Below are 19456 nucleotides of genomic sequence, written 5' to 3' on the forward strand. Positions count from 1 at the left end.
GACTTACTGCGCGTTTGGTAACGGTTAAGTATCCCTCATCACAGAACGTGGAGAGAGCCGATGAGCTGGAACCCTGCCCTTGATCCCCACTGCCCCACCGGAGACGAGGTGGACGCCATCGAGACCGTCATCGTGCCGCGCGCGCGGGATCTGGGCGGTTTCGAGGTGCGGCGCGCCTTGCCCGCCCCACGCCGCCAGATGGTCGGGCCCTTCATCTTCTTCGACCAGATGGGCCCCGCCGAGTTTCTGCCCACGCGCGGCATGGATGTCCGCCCGCACCCCCATATCGGCCTGGCGACGATCTCGTACCTGTTCCGCGGGCGCATGCATCACCGCGACAGCCTGGGCACCGATGCCTGGATCGAGCCGGGGGCGGTCAACTGGATGGTCGCGGGGCAGGGCATCACCCATTCCGAGCGCACCGACGACACCACGCAGGTCGACCCGATGCCCTTTTTCGGCATCCAGACCTGGGTCGCCCTGCCGAAGGACCACGAGGACAGGGCGCCCGAGTTCGAGCACGCCGCCGCCGACGCGCTGCCCGTGCTGGAGGGCGAGGGGAAATCGGTTCGGCTGATCCTGGGCGATGCCTGGGGCGAACGGGCCCCCGTGAAGACGGCGTCCGAGATGTTCTATGCCGATGCCGTTCTTGCGGCCGGTGCGGCCATTCCCTTGCCCGACAATCACGAAGACCGCGGCATCTACGTCGTCGAGGGTGAGGTCATCGTCGCGGGAGAGACATTCGAAGCAGGCCGCATGATGGTCTTCCGGCCCGGCGACCGCGTGTCGGTCAAGGCCGGGCCCGGCGGCGCGCGGGTGATGCTGCTCGGCGGCGAGACCCTGGAAGGGCCGCGGTATATCTGGTGGAACTTCGTGGCCTCGTCGAAGGAGCGGATCGAGGAGGCCAAGGAAGCCTGGCGTGCCGGGGATTGGCAGAACGGCCGTTTCCACCTGCCCCCGGGCGACGATGCGGAGTTCATCCCGTTGCCGGAGCGTTAAGCCCGCTTCCGGGCGGGGAAGCCCCCGGTGGCCGGGAATAAAAAACGCCCCCGCAGCAACCTGCGGGGGCGTTTCGAATTCTCACGCCGTGACGCGATCGTGGCTCAGGCGGCCAGGGCGCCCTTGGCCTGGTCGACGATGGCCGAGAACGCCTCGGGCTCGTGAACGGCCAGGTCGGCCAGAACCTTGCGGTCCACCTCGATGCCGGCCAGCGACAGGCCGTTGATGAAGCGCGAGTAGGTCATCGTCTCGTCGTTCAGGCGCACCGCGGCGTTGATCCGCTGGATCCACAGGGCGCGGAAGTTGCGCTTGCGGTTCTTGCGGTCGCGGGTGGCGTACTGGTTGGCCTTGTCGACGGCCTGGGTCGCCGTCTTGAAGACGTTCTTGCGACGGCCGTAGTAGCCTTTGGCGGCCTTGGTGATTTTCTTGTGACGGGCGTGGGTCGTGGTCCCACCTTTAACGCGTGCCATGGGTCAGACCTCCTGATTAGCGGGCGTAGGGCATGTAGGATTTGATCAGCTTCTGATCGGGCTCGCTCAGGACCTGGGTCCCGCGCGCATCGCGGATGAATTTCTTCGACCGCTTGATCATGCCGTGCCGCTTGCCGGCCTGGCCACCGACGACCTTGCCGGTCGCGGTCACCTTGAAGCGCTTCTTGGCGCTCGACTTCGTTTTCATCTTCGGCATTTCCGTCTCCTGTCCGTTAGGGCGGTGACGACGCGACTCGGCATGCCTTTCGGCCGGTCGCGCCGGTTGGAGCGCGCCGTATAGGCAAGCGCCGGCAGCTTGGCAAGGGGGCGGGGGTCAGTTCAGCAGCCGCCCGATCACCCGGAACAGCATGTCGGGCAGTTCGGCGGGTTGGAGCCCGCCGGGCAGACGGCCCGCGCCCCACCAGGCCAGCCCGCCGCCCGCCAGCGCCAGGGTCAGCGCAAGGACCGGCCGGCGCGCGTCCACCCGCGCCGACAGCCACGAAGGCAGCGCCAGCAGCGCCACGAACAGCCCGACGATCACGGCCGTTTCGGGATGCATGTCGATCAGCCCGTCCACGACGCGGCCCGCCCGGTCAGTCGTTCTGGTCCTGCGGGTAGATGAGGCGGTCGTCGCACGGCGCGACGCGCAGGATGTTGGTGGTGCCCGCCTGGCCGAAGGGCACACCGGCGGTGACGACTATCTGGTCCTTCTCGGTGGCGAAGCCTTCCGACTTGGCGGCGGCGACGGCGTTCAGCACGGCTTCCTTGAAGCGGCCGACCTCGCCCGTGGGGACGCAGTGGATGCCCCAGGTCAGGCACAGCCGGCGGGCGGTGCGCATGACCGGCGTGAGGCCGAGAATCGGAACCTGCGGGCGTTCCCGTGCGACGAGCGATGCCGTGGTGCCCGATTGCGAGAAGCAGCAGATCGCCTGGATGTCCGTGGTTTCCGCGATCTCGCGCGCGGCCGAGACGATGGCGTCGGCCACGGTCTGCTTGTCGCCGCCGCGGCTGGCGTTGATGACATCGCGGTAGGTGGGGTCGCTTTCGACCTCGACCGCGACGTTGTTCATCGTGCTCACGGCCTCGATCGGGTAGCTGCCGGCGGCGGATTCGGCCGACAGCATGACGGCATCCGCGCCCTCGTAGATGGCGGCGGCCACGTCCGAGACCTCGGCCCGGGTGGGCATGGGCGAATCGATCATCGACTCGAGCATCTGCGTGGCCACGATCACCGGCTTGGCGGCGGCGCGGCACTTGCGCACGAGGCGCTTCTGGATCGGCGGGACGTTCTGCACCGGCAGTTCCACGCCCAGGTCGCCGCGCGCCACCATGATCCCGTCCGACGCCTCGAGGATCGCGTCGAAGTTCTTCACCGCCGAGGGCTTTTCGATCTTGGAAAGAACGGCGGCGCGGCCCCGGGCCAGCGTGCGGGCCTCTTCCACGTCGGCGGGCCGCTGCACGAAGCTCAGCGCCAGCCAGTCGACGCCGAGATCGGCCACGAAATCCAGGTCCTTGCGGTCCTTTTCCGACAGCGCGGCCAGCGGCAGCTCGACATCGGGGACGTTCACGCCCTTGCGGTTCGAGATCGTGCCGCCGACGGTCACCACGCAATTGGCGTAGTCCTTGCCGAAATCCTTGACCTTCAGGCGGATCTTGCCGTCGTTGACCAGCAGGGTCGCGCCGTCTTCGAGCGCCTCGAAGATCTCGGTATGGGGCAGTTGCACGCGGGTGGCGTCGCCGGGCGTATCGTCCAGGTCCAGCCGGAAGTCCTGGCCCTCGCTCAGTTCCTCCTGGCCGTTGGCGAAGACGCCCACGCGCAGCTTGGGACCCTGGAGGTCGGCGAGGATGGCGATCGGCCGGCCGGTGTCCTTCTCGATCTGGCGGATGATGCTGTGCCGCTCGGCGATGTCTGAATGTTCGCCGTGGCTCATGTTCAGGCGGAACACGTCGGCGCCGGCTTCGAAGAGCGCGCGGATCGTGTCGTAGTCGCTCGAAGCGGGGCCCAGCGTCGCGACGATCTTGATCTTGCGCAGGCGTCTCATGGCGGAAGTCTCCGTTAGCGTCGGACAGGTTGACCCGGTTATGGCGGCTTTCCCGCAGGCCCGCAACCGGCGGCGCGGGGTTGACGGGTCCCGGGAGGCTCCCCAGCTTAAAAGCCAAGCATCCAATCAAGAAGAAAAGGGGACAATCTTGGATCAATCGACCAGAACCGAACTTGAAGCCGCCGCGTTCCGCCGCCTGCGCCAGCACCTGAGCGAACGGACCGACGTGCAGAACATCGACCTGATGAACATGGCGGGCTTCTGCCGCAACTGCCTGGCCCGCTGGTACCAGGAAGAGGCCGAAAAGCGCGATATCGCCATGACCAAGGACGCCGCGCGCGAGGCCTTCTACGGCATGCCCTACGACGTGTGGCGCGACATGTACCAGACCGAGGCGACCGACGCGCAGAAGGCCGACTTCGAAAAGGCCGGCGCCGGCCACTGATGGGTCGCCGGGCCGAGCTGGACCGGTTCGTGAACGCGGCCCTGTCGGCCGGGCGCGACCGGGCCGACATCGCATCGGCCCTGCAGGCGGCGGGCTGGCCCGGACGCGATATCGACCGGGCGCTCGGGGCCTATCACCGGGGCGATTTCCTGCCCCCCGTCCCGCGCCCGCAGCCTTTCGTATCGGGGCGCGACGCGTTTCTTTACGGCCTGACCTTCGTGGCGCTGGTGGTCGTGGTGGTGAACGCCGTGTCGCTGGCGTTCGAGGCGATCGAGTGGGCGTTGCGCGACACCGGGCGGATGCGCGCCGAATGGCGGATCGCCGCGTTGGCGGTGTTCGCACCGGTCTTCGTGGCGCTGGACCGGCGGGCGCGCGGGTCCGAACGCGACAGCCCCATGCGCAAGATCTTTGCCTACGCGGCGCTGTTCTGCGCGTCGATCGTGATCCTAGCCGACCTGGTGGCGGTCCTGGCGCTGCTGCTTGGCGGCGGGCTGGGGGCCGAGGTGGCGCTGAAGGCGCTGGCGGTGGGCATCGCGGCGGTGGCGGTCGGGTTTTACTACCGCGCGGATCTGGCCGAGGACGCCCCGGCGCAGACGGAGGAAGGGGCATGAGGCGATCATTTGCAACTGGCGCGGTTCTGGCGGTGGCATTGACCCTGTCGGCACCGCTGTCGGCGGATCCGTCGCCGCAGCTGGCACGGTCGGTCGCCGATCGCCTGTCGCGCTACGGCATCGACGTCGCGCCCGGCGCTTTGACCACGGCGCAGGCCGCGGCGCTGCATATCCTGATGGTGGACGGCACGCCCTACCTGCAGGTGCGGCGCAAGGCGCGCACCATCCTGGCCAGCCCCGAATTCCGGGACTGACCGATATTCGCTGAAGGACCGGGGTTAGACGGCGGCCTTGCGCGACTCGTCCAGGTAGATCTCGCGCAGGCGCGCGGCCACCGGGCCGGGCGTGCCATCGCCGATGGGCGCGCCATCAAGCTCGACCACCGGCATGACGAAAGTCGAGGCCGAGGTGATGAACGCCTCGTCGGCCGCGGCCGCCTCCTCCAGCGTGAAGGACCGTTCCTCGACGCGCATCTGCGCCTCGCGGGCGAAGCGCAGCACCGCGGCGCGGGTGATCCCGTGCAGGATCTCGTTGCCCAGGTGCCGCGTGATGATGGTGCCGTCCTTGACGATGTAGGCGTTGTTCGACGTGCCCTCGGTCACGTGCCCGTCCTCGACCATCCAGGCGTCATGGGCGCCCGCGGCCTTGGCCATCATCTTGCCCATGGACGGGTAGAGCAGCTGCACCGTCTTGATGTCGCGGCGGCCCCAGCGTTCGTCCGGGATCGAGATGATCTTCATGCCCTGCCTCGCCATGGGCGCGTCGGCCAGGCCCGGCTTTTCCTGCGTGAACAGAACGACCGTCTGGGGCGTGTCGGCATCGGGATACGCGAAATCGCGATCCGCCGCGCCGCGCGTGATCTGCAGATAGATCAGCCCGTCATCCAGCCCGTTGTCGGCCACCAGCTTGCGATGGATATCGAGCAGTTCGTCCGCGCCCATGGGCATCGGCATGTCCAGCTCGGCCAGCGACCGTTCCAGCCGCGCGGCGTGGCCGGCGAAATCCAGGATCTTGCCGCCCAGCACGCTGGTCACCTCGTAGACACCGTCGGCGAACAGGAAGCCGCGATCGAAAACGGACACCTTGGCGTCCGCTTCGGGGACGAATTCGCCGTTGACGTAGACGGTGCGCGACATGGGCTGGCTCCTTGGGCTGTTGATCGTCCCATCGGGCAGGGCGGGCGTGCTGTCAAGCGGCACCCTATTCGCGGTTGCAGCATTGAGCGCAATAATCTAACCGGTCGAGCAACGTATCAGACACAATATTGCGAGACCGCGCCATGTCCTTCCGTATCCAGCCCCAGCCGCCCGCCCGACCCAACCGTTGCCAGCTGTTCGGCCCCGGCTCGCGCCCGGCGATCTTCGAGAAGATGGCCCGGTCCGACGCCGACGTCATCAACCTGGACCTCGAGGACAGCGTCAGTCCCGACGACAAGGCCGAGGCGCGGAAGAACATCATCCAGGCCATCGGCGATATCGACTGGGGCACCAAGCATCTGTGCGTGCGGATCAACGGGCTGGACACGCCCTACTGGTACCGCGACATCGTCGACATCCTGGAGCAGGCCGGAGACCGGATCGACCAGTTCATGATCCCCAAGGTCGGCAACGCCGCCGACATCTACGCGGTGGACGCGCTGGTCACGGCGGTCGAGGCCGCTAAGGGCCGCACCAAACCCGTCGCGCTTGAGGTCATCATCGAGACCGCGGCCGGCATCGCCCATGTCGAGGAGATCGCCGCCGCCAGCCCGCGCCTCCAGGCCATGAGCCTCGGCGCGGCGGATTTCGCGGCCTCCATGGGGATGGCGACCACCGGGATCGGCGGCACGCAGGAAAACTACTACATGCACCGCGAGGGGCAGAAATACTGGTCCGATCCGTGGCACTGGGCGCAGGCGGCGATCGTCGCGGCCTGCCGCACCCACGGGGTGCTGCCGGTGGACGGGCCCTTCGGCGATTTCAGCGATGACGAGGGGTTCCGGGCGCAGGCATTGCGGTCCGCCACGCTGGGCATGGTCGGCAAATGGGCGATCCACCCCAAGCAGGTGGCTCTGGCCAACGAGGTCTTCACCCCTTCGGACGACGCGGTGCGCGAGGCGCGCGAGATCCTCGAGGCCATGGAAGAGGCCAAGCGCACCGGGCAGGGTGCCGCCGTCTACAAGGGGCGCCTGGTCGACCTGGCGTCGATCCGGCAGGCCGAGGTCATCGTGCGCCAGTCCGAGATGATCGCGGGGTGAGCCTGTCCCTGCCGCTGGTGGCGCTGCTGGTGCCCGACTACGACGCGGGCATCGCGTTCTTCACCGCCATCGGCTTCGACCTGGTGACGGACGAGGACCAGGGCCGCAAGCGCTGGGTGGTCGTCGCTCCGCCCGGCGGCGGGGCCAGCCTGCTGCTGGCGCGCGCCGAGGGCCCGCAGACCGGGGCCATCGGCCAGCAGGCGGGCGGCCGCGTCGGCTTCTTCCTGCACAGCCGCGATTTCGACGCCGACCGCGCCGCCATCACCGCCGCCGGCGGCACCTTCGAGGAGGATCCGCGCAATGAGCCCTATGGCCGCGTCGCCGTGTTCCGCGACCCGTGGGGCAACCGGTGGGACCTGATCGCGCCGGCCTGAACGCGCCCCTCACCCGGCACCCTGCTTGACCATTCGCGCTTTGCGTTCCAATTGAAGGTCCAAGGAGAGCGCCGATGACCCATTACCTGGACTTCGAGAAATCCCTGGCCGAGATCGAGGGCAAGGCAGAAGAGCTGCGCAACATGTCCCGGCAGGAGGACAGCGCGGACATGGAGGAGCAGGCCCAGGCGCTGGACCAGAAGGCGGCCAAGCTGCTGGACGACCTCTACAAGAACCTGACGCCCTGGCGGAAATGCCAGGTGGCGCGGCACCCGGCCCGGCCGCACTGCATCGACTATATCCGCACCCTGTTCACCGAGTTCACGCCGCTGGCGGGCGACCGAAACTTCGCCGACGACCACGCCGTGATGGGCGGGCTTGCGCGACTGGACGGAAGGCCGGTGATGGTGATCGGCCACGAGAAGGGCAACGACACCAAGTCGCGGCTCGAGCGGAATTTCGGCATGGCGCGGCCCGAGGGCTATCGCAAGGCGATCCGCCTGATGGAGATGGCCGACCGCTTCGGCCTGCCGGTGGTCACCCTGATCGACACGCCCGGCGCCTATCCCGGCAAGGGCGCCGAGGAACGCGGCCAGTCCGAAGCCATCGCCCGCTCGACCCAGGCCTGCCTGGGGCTGGGCGTGCCGCTGGTCAGCGTCATCATCGGCGAGGGTGGATCGGGCGGCGCGGTCGCCTTCGCCACCGCCAACCGGATCGCGATGCTGGAACACTCGGTCTACTCGGTGATCTCGCCCGAGGGCTGCGCGTCGATCCTGTGGAAGGACGCCGACAAGATGCGCGAGGCCGCCGAAGCGCTGCGCCTGACCGCGCAGGACCTGAAGAAGCTGGGCGTCATCGACCGCATCATCTCTGAGCCACAGGGCGGCGCGCAGCGTGACCTGCGGGCGGCCGTCGAATCGGTCGGGCAGGCCATCGGCCAGATGCTGGACGAGCTGAGCGGGCTGGACCGCGACGGGCTGCGCGCCGAGCGGCGGCAGAAATACGTGAACATGGGCGACAAGGGGCTGGCGGCATGAAGGTTTACCTGAGCGGCGAAATCCACACCGACTGGCGCGAGCGGATCGAAAGCGGGGCGGACGGCCTCGGGGTCACGTTCTCGGCGCCCGTCACCGATCACGCGGCCAGCGACGATTGCGGCGTGGCCATCATGGGACCCGAGGACAAGAAGTTCTGGCACGACCGCAAGGGCGCGTCGCTGAACGCCATCCGCACCCGCATGGGGATCGAGGCGGCCGACGTGGTCGTCGTGCGGTTCGGCGACCAGTACAAGCAGTGGAACGCCGCCTTCGACGCGGGCTATGCCGCGGCGCTGGGCAAGTCGCTGATCATCCTGCACGGCCCGGACCACGCCCACGCGTTGAAAGAGGTCGACGCCGCCGCCAACGCGGTCTGCGAGACCCCCGAGCAGGTGGTCGACTGCCTGCGCTACGTTCTGACGGGCAAGCTGCCGGGCTAGGCGCGGCGGGGCGTCGTCGGGCCCCTGGCGGATCGTCGGATCGAGTATTTGAAGACCAGTGGTGCAGGGTGCGACGCGCGGCTCGGTCATCGGTGCGCCCGATTTCGACGGTCGCGGGGGCGGTCAGCCCGAATGCCTTGACCGGTGGTCGCCGGGCGCAGCACCATCGGGCGGTTCATTCTGTCCGGAGCATTTCAATGAAACGCATTCTGATCGCCGTCATGGCGTTGGCCGCCATGGCGCAGACGGTCGCCGCCCAGACCTCCAACGCCGCCCGCTACCTGGTGCGCGAACGGATCACCGAAGCCTGCGCCAGCGGGGCCGGATCCTTCGACCCGGCGGGCATCATCGAGCGGGACCTGACCGGCGACGGCCGCGCCGACCTGATCCTTTTCGACCACCATCTGTCCTGCCAGGGCGGGATCGGCCGGTCGCAATTCTGCGGCGCGGCGGCCTGTACCTACACGATCTTCGTGCGCGAAGGCGACCTGCTGCAACCGAAGCATCAGGGCCTTTCGGTCGAGAATGTGTGGGTCGATCCCGGTACGCCGCCGGTCATCAGCGCCACGGGCGCCGCCGCCAGCGGCTATGCGACATTGCAGCTCCGGTGGGACGGGTCGGGCTTCCGCTAGGGCCTGTCGCGCGGGCAGGAGAGCATCGCCGTGATCTGCCAGCCCTCCGAACCGTCGCGCAGGTGCAGGAACGTGTCCCAGGTGGCGCCGAAAAGTTCGCGCTGCTCGAGCCGGGCACCGGCGCAGCCGGGGGCGGCCGAAAGCGCCACGATCCGCGCGGCGTAGGTCGAGAAGACCTCGTTCTGGGCCAGGTGATCGAAAAACGGATAGATGCTGCCCACGACCTCGCGCTGGCCCAGCCGGCCGGAGAACGCGGCATCGGCGTGGAACAAGGATCGCATCAGGGACAGGTCCCGGCGCGCCGTGGCGTCGATGAACTGTTCGAGTGTCGCGCGCACGGCGTCTTCTGCGCCCATCCTGCCCCCGTCGGTCTGCTCGGGGTCCAGTCTTCGCCGCGCGACGGCCGCTTGGCAAGACCGGGGCGCGGCGGTGCTTGATCTGCGCGGCCCGAGCCCGTATCTGGTGCCCGACACCCGAGAGGAGCCGCCCAATGGCCGCCAAGACCAACCCGTTCCAGTTCATCCAGCAGACCCGCGCCGAGATCGCCAAGGTCGTCTGGCCGACCCGGCGCGAGGTGCTTCTGACCACCGTGATGGTGTTCATCATGGCGTCGCTGACGGCCGTGTTCTTCTTTTTCGTGGATTTCCTGATCCGCTCGGGCCTGCAGCTGCTGCTGAACAGCGTGGGCTGAGCCGCCCGCCGCGGCGGGCTTGCGTTCCGCGCCCGAGGCGGTTAGACGACCGAAAATCCCGGAATTGCTGGCGTGCACCTGATTCGAGTTGCACGCCGCTTTTTTATCCGGGCGCCCGCGCCGACACGCGGGATCAAGTGCAACGATAGATGCGAAGGCAAGGTCTCAGATGGCGAAACGCTGGTATTCCGTGAGCGTCCTGTCGAACTTCGAGAAGAAGATCGCCGAGCAGATCCGGTCGGAAGTCGCCGACAAGGGGCTCGAGGACGAGATCGACGAGGTGCTGGTGCCCACCGAAGAGGTGATCGAGATCCGGCGCGGCAAGAAGGTGACCACCGAGCGGCGGTTCATGCCCGGCTACGTGCTGGTGCACATGGAACTGGCCGACCACACCTATCACCTGATCAACTCGATCAACCGCGTGACCGGCTTCCTCGGCCCCCAGGGCCGCCCGATGCCCATGCGCGACGCCGAGGTCGAGGCGATCCTGGGCCGCGTGCAGGAAGGCGAGGACGCCCCGCGCATCGAGATCAGCTTCGAGACCGGCGAGAAGGTGAAAGTAACCGACGGCCCGTTCGAGGGCTTCGACGGCATGGTCGAGGACGTGGACGACGCCAACCAGCGCCTGAAGGTCAGCGTCTCGATCTTCGGCCGCGCCACGCCGGTCGAGCTGGAGTACACTCAGGTCTCGAAAGAGGTCTGAACAGGCCGGGTCACCCCGGCCGCGTCGACGTGGGAGCTTGCGGGCCTTGGGCGCGCGGCGAACCACGGCAAGATGCCCCGTCTGAGGGGCGATTGTAGGGTGGGGAGCATCCCCGCCGCGATTGAAAGGAGGCCACCATGGCCAAGAAGAAGGTCGGCAGCATGAAGCTGCAAGTGCCTGCGGGCAAAGCGAACCCCTCGCCCCCCGTCGGCCCCGCGTTGGGTCAGCGCGGCATCAACATCATGGAATTCTGCAAGGCGTTCAACGCCAAGACGCAGGACATGGAGCCCGGCGCGCCGTGCCCCACCGTGATCACCTACTACCAGGACAAGTCCTTCACGATGGACATCAAGACGCCGCCGGCGTCGTACTACCTGAAGAAGGCCGCCAAGATCCAGTCGGGCGCCAAGACCCCGTCGCGCGAGACTGTGGGCACCGTGACCGTCAAGCAGGTCCGCGAGATCGCCGAAGCGAAGATGAAGGATCTGAACGCGACCTCGGTCGAGGGCGCGATGAAGATCATCCTGGGCTCCGCGTCCTCCATGGGCATCGAGGTGAAGTAATGGCCAAGATCAGCAAGAAGCGCCAAGCGCAGAAGGAAGCTTTCGCCGGCAAGGAAAATCTGTCGGTGGACGAGGCCGTCAAGCTGGTGAAGGCGCACGCCACCGCCAAGTTCGACGAGACCATCGAGATCGCCATGAACCTGGGCGTCGACCCGCGCCACGCCGACCAGATGGTCCGCGGCACGGTCACCCTGCCCGCGGGCACCGGCAAGGACGTGCGCGTCGCCGTCTTCGCCCGTGGTCCCAAGGCCGAGGAAGCCCAGGCCGCTGGGGCCGACGTGGTCGGCGCCGAGGATCTGATGGAGCAGGTGCAGAACGGTCAGATCAACTTCGACCGCTGCATCGCCACCCCCGACATGATGCCCATCGTGGGCCGCCTGGGTAAGATCCTGGGCCCGCGCAACCTGATGCCGAATCCCAAGGTCGGCACGGTGACCATGGACGTCAAGGAGGCCGTCGAGGCCGCCAAGGGCGGACAGGTCCAGTTCAAGGCCGAGAAGGCCGGCGTCGTGCACGCGGGCATCGGCAAGGCGTCGTTCGACGAGTCGGCCCTGGCCGCCAACCTGCGCGCCTTCGTCGATGCCGTGGGCAAGGCCAAGCCGGCCGGCGCCAAGGGCACCTACATGAAGCAGGTCGCCCTGAGCTCGAGCATGGGTCCCGGCGTGACCGTGGACGTCGTGTCGGCCACCGGCAACGACTGATACCGATCCGACCGCTTCGCGGCGGTCGAGGAAATCAAGGGGCGCGTCCGGCACCGGGCGCGCCCCTTCTTCGTTGGCGCGCGGGGCTTGCGACATTGCGGCCCGGCGGCGGCGGGGATCAATCCGGCGGGTCGGGTGTTGGTGGGCCAAGATCCAATGAACCCGCCCGCGGGAAGCCGCGGGGCTGCCCAGAAGGAGTGCCCCATGACCGAACATCGCGCCGCCACCCTGTCCGACCTGCCCGAGAACGATCCGACCGAGGTCACGGCCGGCGACCGCAAGGTCGTGCTGGTCCGTCAGGCCAGCAGCGTCTTCGCCGTTGCCGCGACCTGCCCCCACAAGGGCGTGCCGCTGAAGATGGGCGCGGTGAAGGACGGCAAGCTGATCTGCCCCGCCCACCGCGCGATGTTCGACCTGGAAAGCGGCGACCTGCTGGCGCCCCCGGCCTGCGAGTCCATCGCCAGCTATCCGGTGCGGGTGGACGGCGAGGACGTGTATGTCACCGTCGAGCCCGATCAGCCGGAACACCCGCTGCCCGCCCATGCGGGCCGCGGCGACGACCCGCGCCGCTTCGTCATCCTGGGCTCCGGCGCCGCCGGCTGGCGCGCCGCCGAGACCCTGCGCCGCGAGGGGTTCGAGGGCACCATCAACGTGGTGACCGACGAGGGGCCCGTGCCGCTGGACCGCACGGGGTTCTCCAAGGGATACCTCAACAGCGGCGAGACGCCTGCCCTGCGCGACGAAAGCACCGTCGCCAAGCTGGGTATCGAGGTGGTGAAGGGCCGCGCGACCGGCATCACGCCGGCGCTGAAGACCGTGAACCTCGACGGGGGCGTGTCGCTGGATTATGACGCGCTGCTGATCGCCACGGGCTGCGACCCGCGCAAGCTGGACGTGCCGGGGGCCGATCTGGAAGGCATCCACATGATCCGGGGCATGGCCGATGCCGACGCGCTGCGCGAGGATATCGAGAGCCGCGCCAAGGCGGGGCCGGTGCGGGTGGCCATCGTCGGGGCGGGTTTCATCGGGCTCGAAGCCGCGACCAACCTGAACAAGCGCGACGGTGTCGAGGTCACTGTGGTCACGCCCGAGGCGCGCCCGCTGGCCAAGCTGTTCGGCGAAGCCTTCGGCGACCGGCTGCTGGCCGAGCACCGCGAGGCGGGCATCGAGATGCGGACCGGGACCAAGGTCACTGGCTTTGCCGGGTCGCGCCGGGTCGAGGCGCTCGAGACCGAGGGGGGCGACAGCATCCCGTGCGACATCGCGATCGTGGCCATCGGGGCCAAGCCGCGGACCGAGTGGCTGCCGTTCGAGACGCTCCAGGACGGCGGCATCGGCGTGGATGACAAGCTGGCCGTGGCGGGGGTCGAGGACATCTATGCCGCGGGCGACATCGCGCAGCTGCCCACGCCCTGGGGCGACGTGCGGATCGAGCACTGGCGCTTCGCGCAGGAACTGGGCGAGCTGGCGGCGCGCAACATGCTGGGGCAGGGCGCGCGCTATGAGGGCACGCCGTTCTTCTGGTCGATGCAGCAGCCGAACGGATCCTACAGCTATACCGGCCATGCCGAATCCTGGGACGACGCGCGCGGCGCGCCCGATGGCGACAGTTTCCAGGTCGAATACGTGACGGGCGGGCGCAAGGCGGCGGTGCTGGCGCTGGGCTTCGACGACGACCTGACGAAGCTGACGCTGGAGATGGCGGGCACCGGGCCGGTTGCGGACGCCTGAGCGGCGAAAACTGGCTGGGTCGGGTTGGCAATCCGGCGCGAACGGCCTAATAGGCTCCTGTCGTTCCCCCGTGCGATTCGCGCGGGGGTTCGCATTCGTCCGAGACGGTGGGTGCGCCGGGCCAGCCCGGCACGTAATTCCTGCCCGAGACGGGAAGAGACATTTTTTTATCGGCCCCGCGATCGGTGCCGGTTTGGGGATGTGACGACCCGTTCGGACCGCATGGTCGGGCTGAACAACAGTCCGGCTGAACGAGCCGGAGGGGTTGCCCTCCAAACTTGGAGTGAAACTGTGGATAGAGCCCAGAAAGAGAAAGTGGTCGAGGAACTCGGCCAGATCTTCGAAAGCTCTGGCGTCGTAGTGGTTGCCCACTACACGGGCCTCACGGTTGCCGAGATGCAGGACCTGCGCGCGCGTATGCGTGAAGCGGGCGGGTCCGTCCGCGTTGCCAAGAACAAGCTCGCCAAGATCGCCCTTGAGGGAAAGCCGAACGCTTCGTTGGCTGACCTTCTGACGGGCATGACCGTTCTGTCCTATTCCGAGGACCCCGTGGCTGCGGCCAAGGTGGCCGAGGACTACGCCAAGGATAACTCGAAATTCGAGATCCTGGGCGGTGCCATGGGCGAGAACGCGTTGGACCGCGCCGGTGTGGCGGCGGTTGCGAAGATGCCCAGCCGCGAGGAGCTTATCGCTTCCATCGTGGGCTGCATCGGCGCGCCCGCATCCAACATCGCGGGGGCCATTGGCGCGCCTGCTTCGAACATCGCAAGCATCCTGTCGACCATCGAGGAGCGGGCCGAGGCGGCCTGATCCCGTCCGGGTCTTGAACCCGGATTGCTGGAACACATCTAAACGAACGGAACCAATCAAATGGCTGATCTGAAGAAACTTGCCGAAGAGATCGTGGGTCTGACCCTTCTCGAGGCCCAGGAACTGAAAACCATCCTGAAGGATGAATACGGCATCGAGCCCGCCGCTGGCGGCGCTGTGATGATGGCCGGCCCTGCTGGCGACGCCGGTGGCGCCGCCGAAGAAGAGCAGACCGAATTCGACGTGATCCTGAAGAGCGCCGGCGCTCAGAAGATCAACGTGATCAAGGAAGTCCGCGCCATCACCGGCCTGGGCCTGAAAGAGGCCAAGGAACTGGTCGAAGCCGGCGGCAAGCCCGTCAAGGAAGGCGTCGACAAAGCCGAAGCCGAAGAGATCAAGGGCAAGCTGGAAGCAGCTGGCGCCGAGATCGAGCTCAAGTAATCGACGCGCCCGCGGCGCGGCGCAGGCCCCGGACCTGATCCGGGGCGCGTTGCCCGGGGCGCGCGCGGCCAGGGTGGCATCGGAACCTTCAGGGCTGCGATGTCGCGCAAGGGCCCGCGAAACAAACCGGCTGGTCCCGTTTTCGGGGCCAGCCTTCCGCGTCTCAGAGAGGGCCATGGTGGCCCATGACCCTCTCTCAGGTGCGGCAAGGGATCGGGCGGCGACCGGTGGGACGGTCGCCAGGTATGGATCCACTGCCCCCGTTTCGTCAGGACGCGCGGCCCCGCCCCAAGGGTCGTGCCGCCCACGAAAAGCAAAGGTGATACCCCCATGGCGTCCAGCTACCTTGGCCAGAAGCGGCTTCGTAAATATTACGGCAAGATCCGGGAAGTCCTGGAAATGCCGAACCTCATCGAGGTTCAGAAATCCAGCTATGATCTCTTCCTGAAGTCGGGCGACCAGCTCGAGCCGATGGACGGCGAAGGCATCAAGGGCGTGTTCCAGTCGGTCTTTCCGATCAAGGACTTCAACGAGACCGCCGTCCTGGAATTCGTCAAGTACGAGCTGGAAAAGCCGAAATACGACGTCGAGGAATGTCAGCAGCGCGACATGACCTACAGCGCGCCGCTGAAGGTGACCCTGCGCCTGATCGTGTTCGATGTGGACGAGGATACCGGCGCCAAGTCCGTCAAGGACATCAAGGAGCAGGACGTGTTCATGGGCGACATGCCCCTGATGACGCCGAACGGTACCTTCGTGGTGAACGGGACCGAGCGCGTCATCGTGTCGCAGATGCACCGCTCGCCCGGCGTCTTCTTCGACCACGACAAGGGCAAGACACACAGCTCGGGCAAGCTGCTGTTCGCCTGCCGCATCATTCCCTATCGCGGCTCGTGGCTGGACTTCGAGTTCGACGCCAAGGATCTTGTCTATGCGCGCATCGACCGTCGCCGCAAACTGCCGGTGACGACGCTTCTTTATGCCCTGGGGCTCGACCAGGAAGCGATCATGGACGCGTATTACGATACCGTCGACTTCAAGCTCGAGAAGAACAAGGGCTGGGTGACCAAGTTCTTCCCCGAGCGCGTGCGCGGCACGCGTCCCGCTTATGACCTGGTCGACGCCAAGTCGGGCGAAGTGATCGCCGAGGCGGGCAAGAAGGTGACCCCGCGCGCCGTGAAGAAGCTGATCGACGAAGGCGAAGTGACCCAGCTTCTGCTGCCGTTCGACCAGATCGTCGGCCGCTTCGTCGCCCGCGACATCATCAACGAGGAAACCGGCGCGATCTACGTCGAGGCGGGTGACGAGCTCACCTGGGAAACCGACAAGGACGGCGCCGTCACCGGTGGCACCCTGCACGAGCTGATCGAGGCCGGCATCACCGACATCCCGGTGCTGGACATCGACAACGTCACGGTCGGCCCGTACATGCGCAACACCATGGCACAGGACAAGAACCTGAACCGTGACACGGCGCTGATGGACATCTACCGCGTCATGCGCCCGGGCGAGCCGCCCACCGTCGAGGCCGCCAGCACCCTGTTCGACACCCTGTTCTTCGACGCCGAGCGCTATGACCTCAGCGCCGTGGGCCGGGTGAAGATGAACATGCGCCTGAACCTCGACGCCGAGGACACGCAGCGCACCCTGCGCCGCGAAGACATCGTCGCCTGCATCAAGGCTCTGGTGGACCTGCGCGACGGCCGCGGCGACATCGACGACATCGACCACCTGGGCAACCGCCGGGTGCGCTCGGTCGGCGAGCTGATGGAGAACCAGTACCGCGTCGGCCTGCTGCGCATGGAACGCGCCATCAAGGAGCGCATGTCGTCGGTCGAGATCGATACGGTCATGCCGCAGGACCTGATCAACGCGAAGCCCGCGGCCGCCGCCGTGCGCGAGTTCTTCGGCTCGTCGCAGCTGTCGCAGTTCATGGACCAGACCAACCCGCTGTCGGAAGTCACCCACAAGCGCCGCCTGTCGGCCCTTGGACCGGGCGGCCTGACCCGCGAGCGTGCCGGCTTCGAGGTGCGCGACGTGCACCCGACCCACTATGGCCGGATGTGCCCGATCGAGACGCCGGAAGGCCCGAACATCGGCCTGATCAACTCGCTGGCGACCTTCGCCCGGGTGAACAAGTACGGCTTCATCGAGACGCCCTATCGCGTGGTGAAGGACGGGCAGGTGACCGACGAGGTTCACTACATGTCCGCCACCGAGGAAATGCGTCACACCGTGGCGCAGGCTAACGCGACGCTGGATGACGCCGGCAAGTTCGTGAACGAGATGGTGAACACCCGCCAGTCGGGCGACTACACGCTGGCCCCGGTCGAGAATGTCGACCTGATCGACGTGTCGCCCAAGCAGCTGGTCTCGGTCGCCGCCTCGCTGATCCCGTTCCTTGAAAACGACGACGCCAACCGCGCCCTGATGGGGTCGAACATGCAGCGCCAGGCGGTTCCGCTTCTGCGGGCCGAGGCGCCGCTGGTCGGCACCGGGATCGAGGAAATCGTCGCCCGCGACTCGGGTGCCGCGATCATGGCGCGGCGCGGCGGGGTCATCGACCAGGTCGATGCCCAGCGTATCGTGATTCGGGCCACCGAGGACCTGGAACTGGGCGACGCCGGTGTGGATATCTACCGCCTGCGCAAGTTCCAGCGGTCGAACCAGAACACCTGCATCAACCAGCGTCCGCTGGTGAAGGTGGGCGACAGCGTCGGCAAGGGCGAAGTTATCGCCGACGGTCCGTCGACCGACCTGGGCGAGCTGGCCCTGGGCAAGAACGTGGTCGTCGCGTTTATGCCGTGGAACGGCTATAACTATGAGGATTCCATCCTGATTTCCGAGCGGATCACCCGCGACGACGTCTTCACCTCGATCCATATCGAGGAGTTCGAGGTCGCCGCCCGTGACACCAAGCTGGGACCGGAAGAGATCACCCGCGACATCCCGAACGTGGGCGAAGAGGCGCTGCGCAACCTCGACGAGGCTGGCATCGTCTATATCGGCGCCGAGGTCGGGCCTGCGGATATCCTTGTGGGTAAGATCACGCCCAAGGGCGAAAGCCCGATGACGCCCGAGGAGAAACTCCTGCGCGCCATCTTCGGCGAAAAGGCCAGCGACGTGCGCGATACCTCGCTGCGTCTGCCGCCGGGTGACTACGGCACGGTCGTGGAAGTGCGCGTCTTCAACCGCCACGGCGTGGAGAAGGACGAGCGGGCCCTGCAGATCGAGCGGGAAGAGATCGATCGCCTGTCGCGCGACCGCGACGACGAACTGGCGATTCTCGACCGCAACATCTATGCCCGCCTGCGCGAGCTGATCCTGGGCAAGACCGCCGTGAAGGGCCCCAAGGGCGTCAAGGCGAACACCAAGATCGACGAGGCGCTTCTGGATGACCAGCTGAGCCGCGGCCAGTGGTGGCAGCTCGCCCTCGAGGACGAGGACGACGCCAAGATCATGGAAGCCCTGAACGAGCAGTACGAGGCGCAGAAGCGCGCGCTCGACGCGCGTTTCGAGGACAAGGTCGAGAAGGTGCGTCGTGGCGACGACCTGCCGCCGGGCGTGATGAAGATGGTCAAGGTCTTCGTCGCGGTGAAGCGCAAGCTTCAGCCGGGCGACAAGATGGCCGGCCGTCATGGCAACAAGGGCGTGATCTCGAAGGTGGTGCCGATGGAGGACATGCCGTTCCTCGCCGATGGCACGCCGGTCGACTTCGTCCTGAACCCGCTGGGCGTGCCGTCGCGCATGAACGTCGGTCAGATCCTCGAAACCCACATGGGCTGGGCCGCGCGCGGTCTGGGTCTGAAGGTGGACGAGGCGCTGGACGATTATCGCCGCAACGGTGACATGACCCCGGTGCGCGACGCGATGAAGATCGCCTATGGCGACGACGTCTTCGCCGAGGGCATCGAGGGCGCCGAAGATGACGCGCTGCTGGAAATGGCCGGCAACGTCACCCGCGGTGTTCCGATCGCCACGCCGGTCTTCGACGGCGCGAAAGAGGCCGATGTGAACGACAGCCTGGCGCGTGCCGGCTTCGACACCTCGGGCCAGTCGCTGCTGTTCGACGGCCGCACGGGCGAGGCGTTCAGCCGGAAGGTGACGGTGGGGATCAAGTACCTGCTGAAGCTGCACCACCTGGTGGACGACAAGATCCACGCGCGGTCGACCGGACCCTACAGTCTGGTCACCCAACAGCCGCTGGGCGGCAAGGCCCAGTTCGGCGGTCAGCGCTTCGGCGAGATGGAGGTCTGGGCGCTGGAAGCCTACGGCGCGGCCTACACCCTGCAGGAGATGCTGACGGTGAAATCCGACGACGTGGCGGGCCGGACCAAGGTCTACGAGAGCATCGTCAAGGGCGAGGACAACTTCGAGGCGGGCGTCCCCGAGAGCTTCAACGTTCTCGTGAAGGAAGTCCGCGGCCTCGGCCTGAACATGGAACTCCTGGATGCCGAGGACGAGGAGGAAGACGCGGAGTGATCCGCGGCGGGGGCGATCCTTTCCCCAAGGATCGTCCCTCACTCCCCT

The 19456-nt window shown here is 67.1% G+C and carries 23 protein-coding genes; 17 read left to right on the plus strand and 6 right to left on the minus strand.

Features of this window, described 5'->3' with window-relative positions; all coding sequences use genetic code 11:
- The first annotated feature begins 60 nt into the window (after positions 1 to 60).
- On the plus strand, positions 61 to 999 hold the full coding sequence (locus BMX96_RS09255; protein ID WP_091845218.1) for a pirin family protein: 939 nt from the start codon (positions 61 to 63) through the stop codon (positions 997 to 999).
- 104 nt (positions 1000 to 1103) lie between these two features.
- Here BMX96_RS09255 and rplT read toward each other — a convergent pair whose 3' ends face one another.
- The 4 genes from rplT to pyk form a co-directional block, all read right to left on the minus strand.
- Positions 1104 to 1469 (minus strand): 50S ribosomal protein L20, encoded by a 366-nt coding sequence (gene rplT / locus BMX96_RS09260; RefSeq protein WP_073127434.1) that lies wholly within the window; start codon positions 1467 to 1469, stop codon positions 1104 to 1106.
- A 16-nt stretch (positions 1470 to 1485) separates the two neighbouring features.
- Positions 1486 to 1686: a 50S ribosomal protein L35 gene (rpmI, locus tag BMX96_RS09265; RefSeq protein WP_073127436.1), complete on the minus strand. Its 201-nt coding sequence runs from the start codon at positions 1684 to 1686 to the stop codon at positions 1486 to 1488.
- A 117-nt stretch (positions 1687 to 1803) separates the two neighbouring features.
- A complete protein-coding gene (locus BMX96_RS09270; protein WP_073127438.1) occupies positions 1804 to 2046 on the minus strand; it encodes a hypothetical protein in 243 nt (80 codons plus the stop codon).
- Between the two features lie 16 nt (positions 2047 to 2062).
- Positions 2063 to 3511, minus strand: coding sequence for a pyruvate kinase (pyk, locus tag BMX96_RS09275; RefSeq protein ID WP_073127440.1), 1449 nt, complete (start codon positions 3509 to 3511; stop codon positions 2063 to 2065).
- Positions 3512 to 3659: 148 nt separating this feature from the next.
- Between pyk and BMX96_RS09280 the strand changes: the two genes are divergently transcribed.
- The 3 genes from BMX96_RS09280 to BMX96_RS09290 are packed head-to-tail and all read left to right on the plus strand — an operon-like array spanning position 3660 to position 4821.
- Positions 3660 to 3956, plus strand: coding sequence for a DUF1244 domain-containing protein (locus tag BMX96_RS09280; protein ID WP_073127442.1), 297 nt, complete (start codon positions 3660 to 3662; stop codon positions 3954 to 3956).
- Positions 3956 to 4567, plus strand: a complete 612-nt coding sequence (locus BMX96_RS09285) for a DUF5671 domain-containing protein (RefSeq protein WP_091845219.1) — start codon at positions 3956 to 3958, stop codon at positions 4565 to 4567. Before BMX96_RS09280 ends, BMX96_RS09285 begins: the two co-directional genes overlap by 1 nt.
- Complete coding sequence (locus tag BMX96_RS09290; protein WP_139210029.1) at positions 4564 to 4821, plus strand: hypothetical protein; 258 nt, start codon at positions 4564 to 4566, stop codon at positions 4819 to 4821. Before BMX96_RS09285 ends, BMX96_RS09290 begins: the two co-directional genes overlap by 4 nt.
- Positions 4822 to 4845: 24 nt before the next feature.
- Here BMX96_RS09290 and BMX96_RS09295 read toward each other — a convergent pair whose 3' ends face one another.
- On the minus strand, positions 4846 to 5703 hold the full coding sequence (locus BMX96_RS09295) for a D-amino-acid transaminase (RefSeq protein WP_091845221.1): 858 nt from the start codon (positions 5701 to 5703) through the stop codon (positions 4846 to 4848).
- A 143-nt stretch (positions 5704 to 5846) separates the two neighbouring features.
- On the opposite strand from BMX96_RS09295, the gene BMX96_RS09300 reads away from it, so the two are divergent.
- From BMX96_RS09300 to BMX96_RS09320, 5 genes are all read left to right on the plus strand, one after another.
- Positions 5847 to 6803, plus strand: a complete 957-nt coding sequence (locus tag BMX96_RS09300; protein ID WP_091845222.1) for an L-malyl-CoA/beta-methylmalyl-CoA lyase — start codon at positions 5847 to 5849, stop codon at positions 6801 to 6803.
- Positions 6800 to 7177 carry a VOC family protein gene (locus tag BMX96_RS09305; protein WP_407944661.1) on the plus strand — a complete coding sequence of 126 codons (378 nt, stop codon included), beginning with the start codon at positions 6800 to 6802 and terminating at the stop codon, positions 7175 to 7177. The genes BMX96_RS09300 and BMX96_RS09305 overlap by 4 nt, the downstream gene beginning before the upstream one ends.
- Positions 7178 to 7251: 74 nt before the next feature.
- Positions 7252 to 8214, plus strand: a complete 963-nt coding sequence (locus BMX96_RS09310; RefSeq protein WP_091845223.1) for an acetyl-CoA carboxylase carboxyltransferase subunit alpha — start codon at positions 7252 to 7254, stop codon at positions 8212 to 8214.
- Positions 8211 to 8654, plus strand: coding sequence for a YtoQ family protein (locus BMX96_RS09315; RefSeq protein WP_091845224.1), 444 nt, complete (start codon positions 8211 to 8213; stop codon positions 8652 to 8654). The genes BMX96_RS09310 and BMX96_RS09315 overlap by 4 nt, the downstream gene beginning before the upstream one ends.
- Positions 8655 to 8851: 197 nt before the next feature.
- Entirely contained in the window at positions 8852 to 9286 is a 435-nt protein-coding gene (locus BMX96_RS09320; protein ID WP_091845225.1) for a hypothetical protein, read from the plus strand.
- Here BMX96_RS09320 and BMX96_RS09325 read toward each other — a convergent pair.
- Positions 9283 to 9642 (minus strand): nuclear transport factor 2 family protein, encoded by a 360-nt coding sequence (locus BMX96_RS09325; protein ID WP_091845226.1) that lies wholly within the window; start codon positions 9640 to 9642, stop codon positions 9283 to 9285. The two genes, BMX96_RS09320 and BMX96_RS09325, sit on opposite strands and share 4 nt — an antisense overlap.
- A gap of 134 nt (positions 9643 to 9776) precedes the next feature.
- Here BMX96_RS09325 and secE point away from each other — a divergent pair, with 134 nt between their 5' ends.
- The 8 genes from secE to rpoB all read left to right on the plus strand — a co-directional run bounded on the left by secE (position 9777) and on the right by rpoB (position 19408).
- Positions 9777 to 9977 carry a preprotein translocase subunit SecE gene (secE, locus tag BMX96_RS09330; protein ID WP_073127461.1) on the plus strand — a complete coding sequence of 67 codons (201 nt, stop codon included), beginning with the start codon at positions 9777 to 9779 and terminating at the stop codon, positions 9975 to 9977.
- Between the two features lie 169 nt (positions 9978 to 10146).
- Complete coding sequence (gene nusG, locus BMX96_RS09335) at positions 10147 to 10680, plus strand: transcription termination/antitermination protein NusG (protein ID WP_073127462.1); 534 nt, start codon at positions 10147 to 10149, stop codon at positions 10678 to 10680.
- A 137-nt stretch (positions 10681 to 10817) separates the two neighbouring features.
- On the plus strand, positions 10818 to 11243 hold the full coding sequence (rplK, locus tag BMX96_RS09340) for a 50S ribosomal protein L11 (RefSeq protein ID WP_073127465.1): 426 nt from the start codon (positions 10818 to 10820) through the stop codon (positions 11241 to 11243).
- Positions 11243 to 11944: a 50S ribosomal protein L1 gene (gene rplA, locus BMX96_RS09345; protein WP_091845227.1), complete on the plus strand. Its 702-nt coding sequence runs from the start codon at positions 11243 to 11245 to the stop codon at positions 11942 to 11944. Before rplK ends, rplA begins: the two co-directional genes overlap by 1 nt.
- A gap of 204 nt (positions 11945 to 12148) precedes the next feature.
- Entirely contained in the window at positions 12149 to 13675 is a 1527-nt protein-coding gene (locus BMX96_RS09350; RefSeq protein WP_175481699.1) for an FAD-dependent oxidoreductase, read from the plus strand.
- 291 nt (positions 13676 to 13966) lie between these two features.
- A complete protein-coding gene (gene rplJ / locus BMX96_RS09355) occupies positions 13967 to 14485 on the plus strand; it encodes a 50S ribosomal protein L10 (RefSeq protein WP_073127473.1) in 519 nt (172 codons plus the stop codon).
- Between the two features lie 60 nt (positions 14486 to 14545).
- The gene (gene rplL / locus BMX96_RS09360) at positions 14546 to 14926 is read left to right on the plus strand and encodes a 50S ribosomal protein L7/L12 (protein WP_073127475.1); all 381 of its coding nucleotides are present in this window, start codon (positions 14546 to 14548) and stop codon (positions 14924 to 14926) included.
- Positions 14927 to 15256: 330 nt separating this feature from the next.
- Entirely contained in the window at positions 15257 to 19408 is a 4152-nt protein-coding gene (rpoB, locus tag BMX96_RS09365) for a DNA-directed RNA polymerase subunit beta (RefSeq protein WP_091845229.1), read from the plus strand.
- Positions 19409 to 19456 lie beyond the last annotated feature (48 nt).

It is taken from the genome of Palleronia pelagia, assembly GCF_900110115.1.
Lineage (GTDB): Bacteria > Pseudomonadota > Alphaproteobacteria > Rhodobacterales > Rhodobacteraceae > Palleronia > Palleronia pelagia.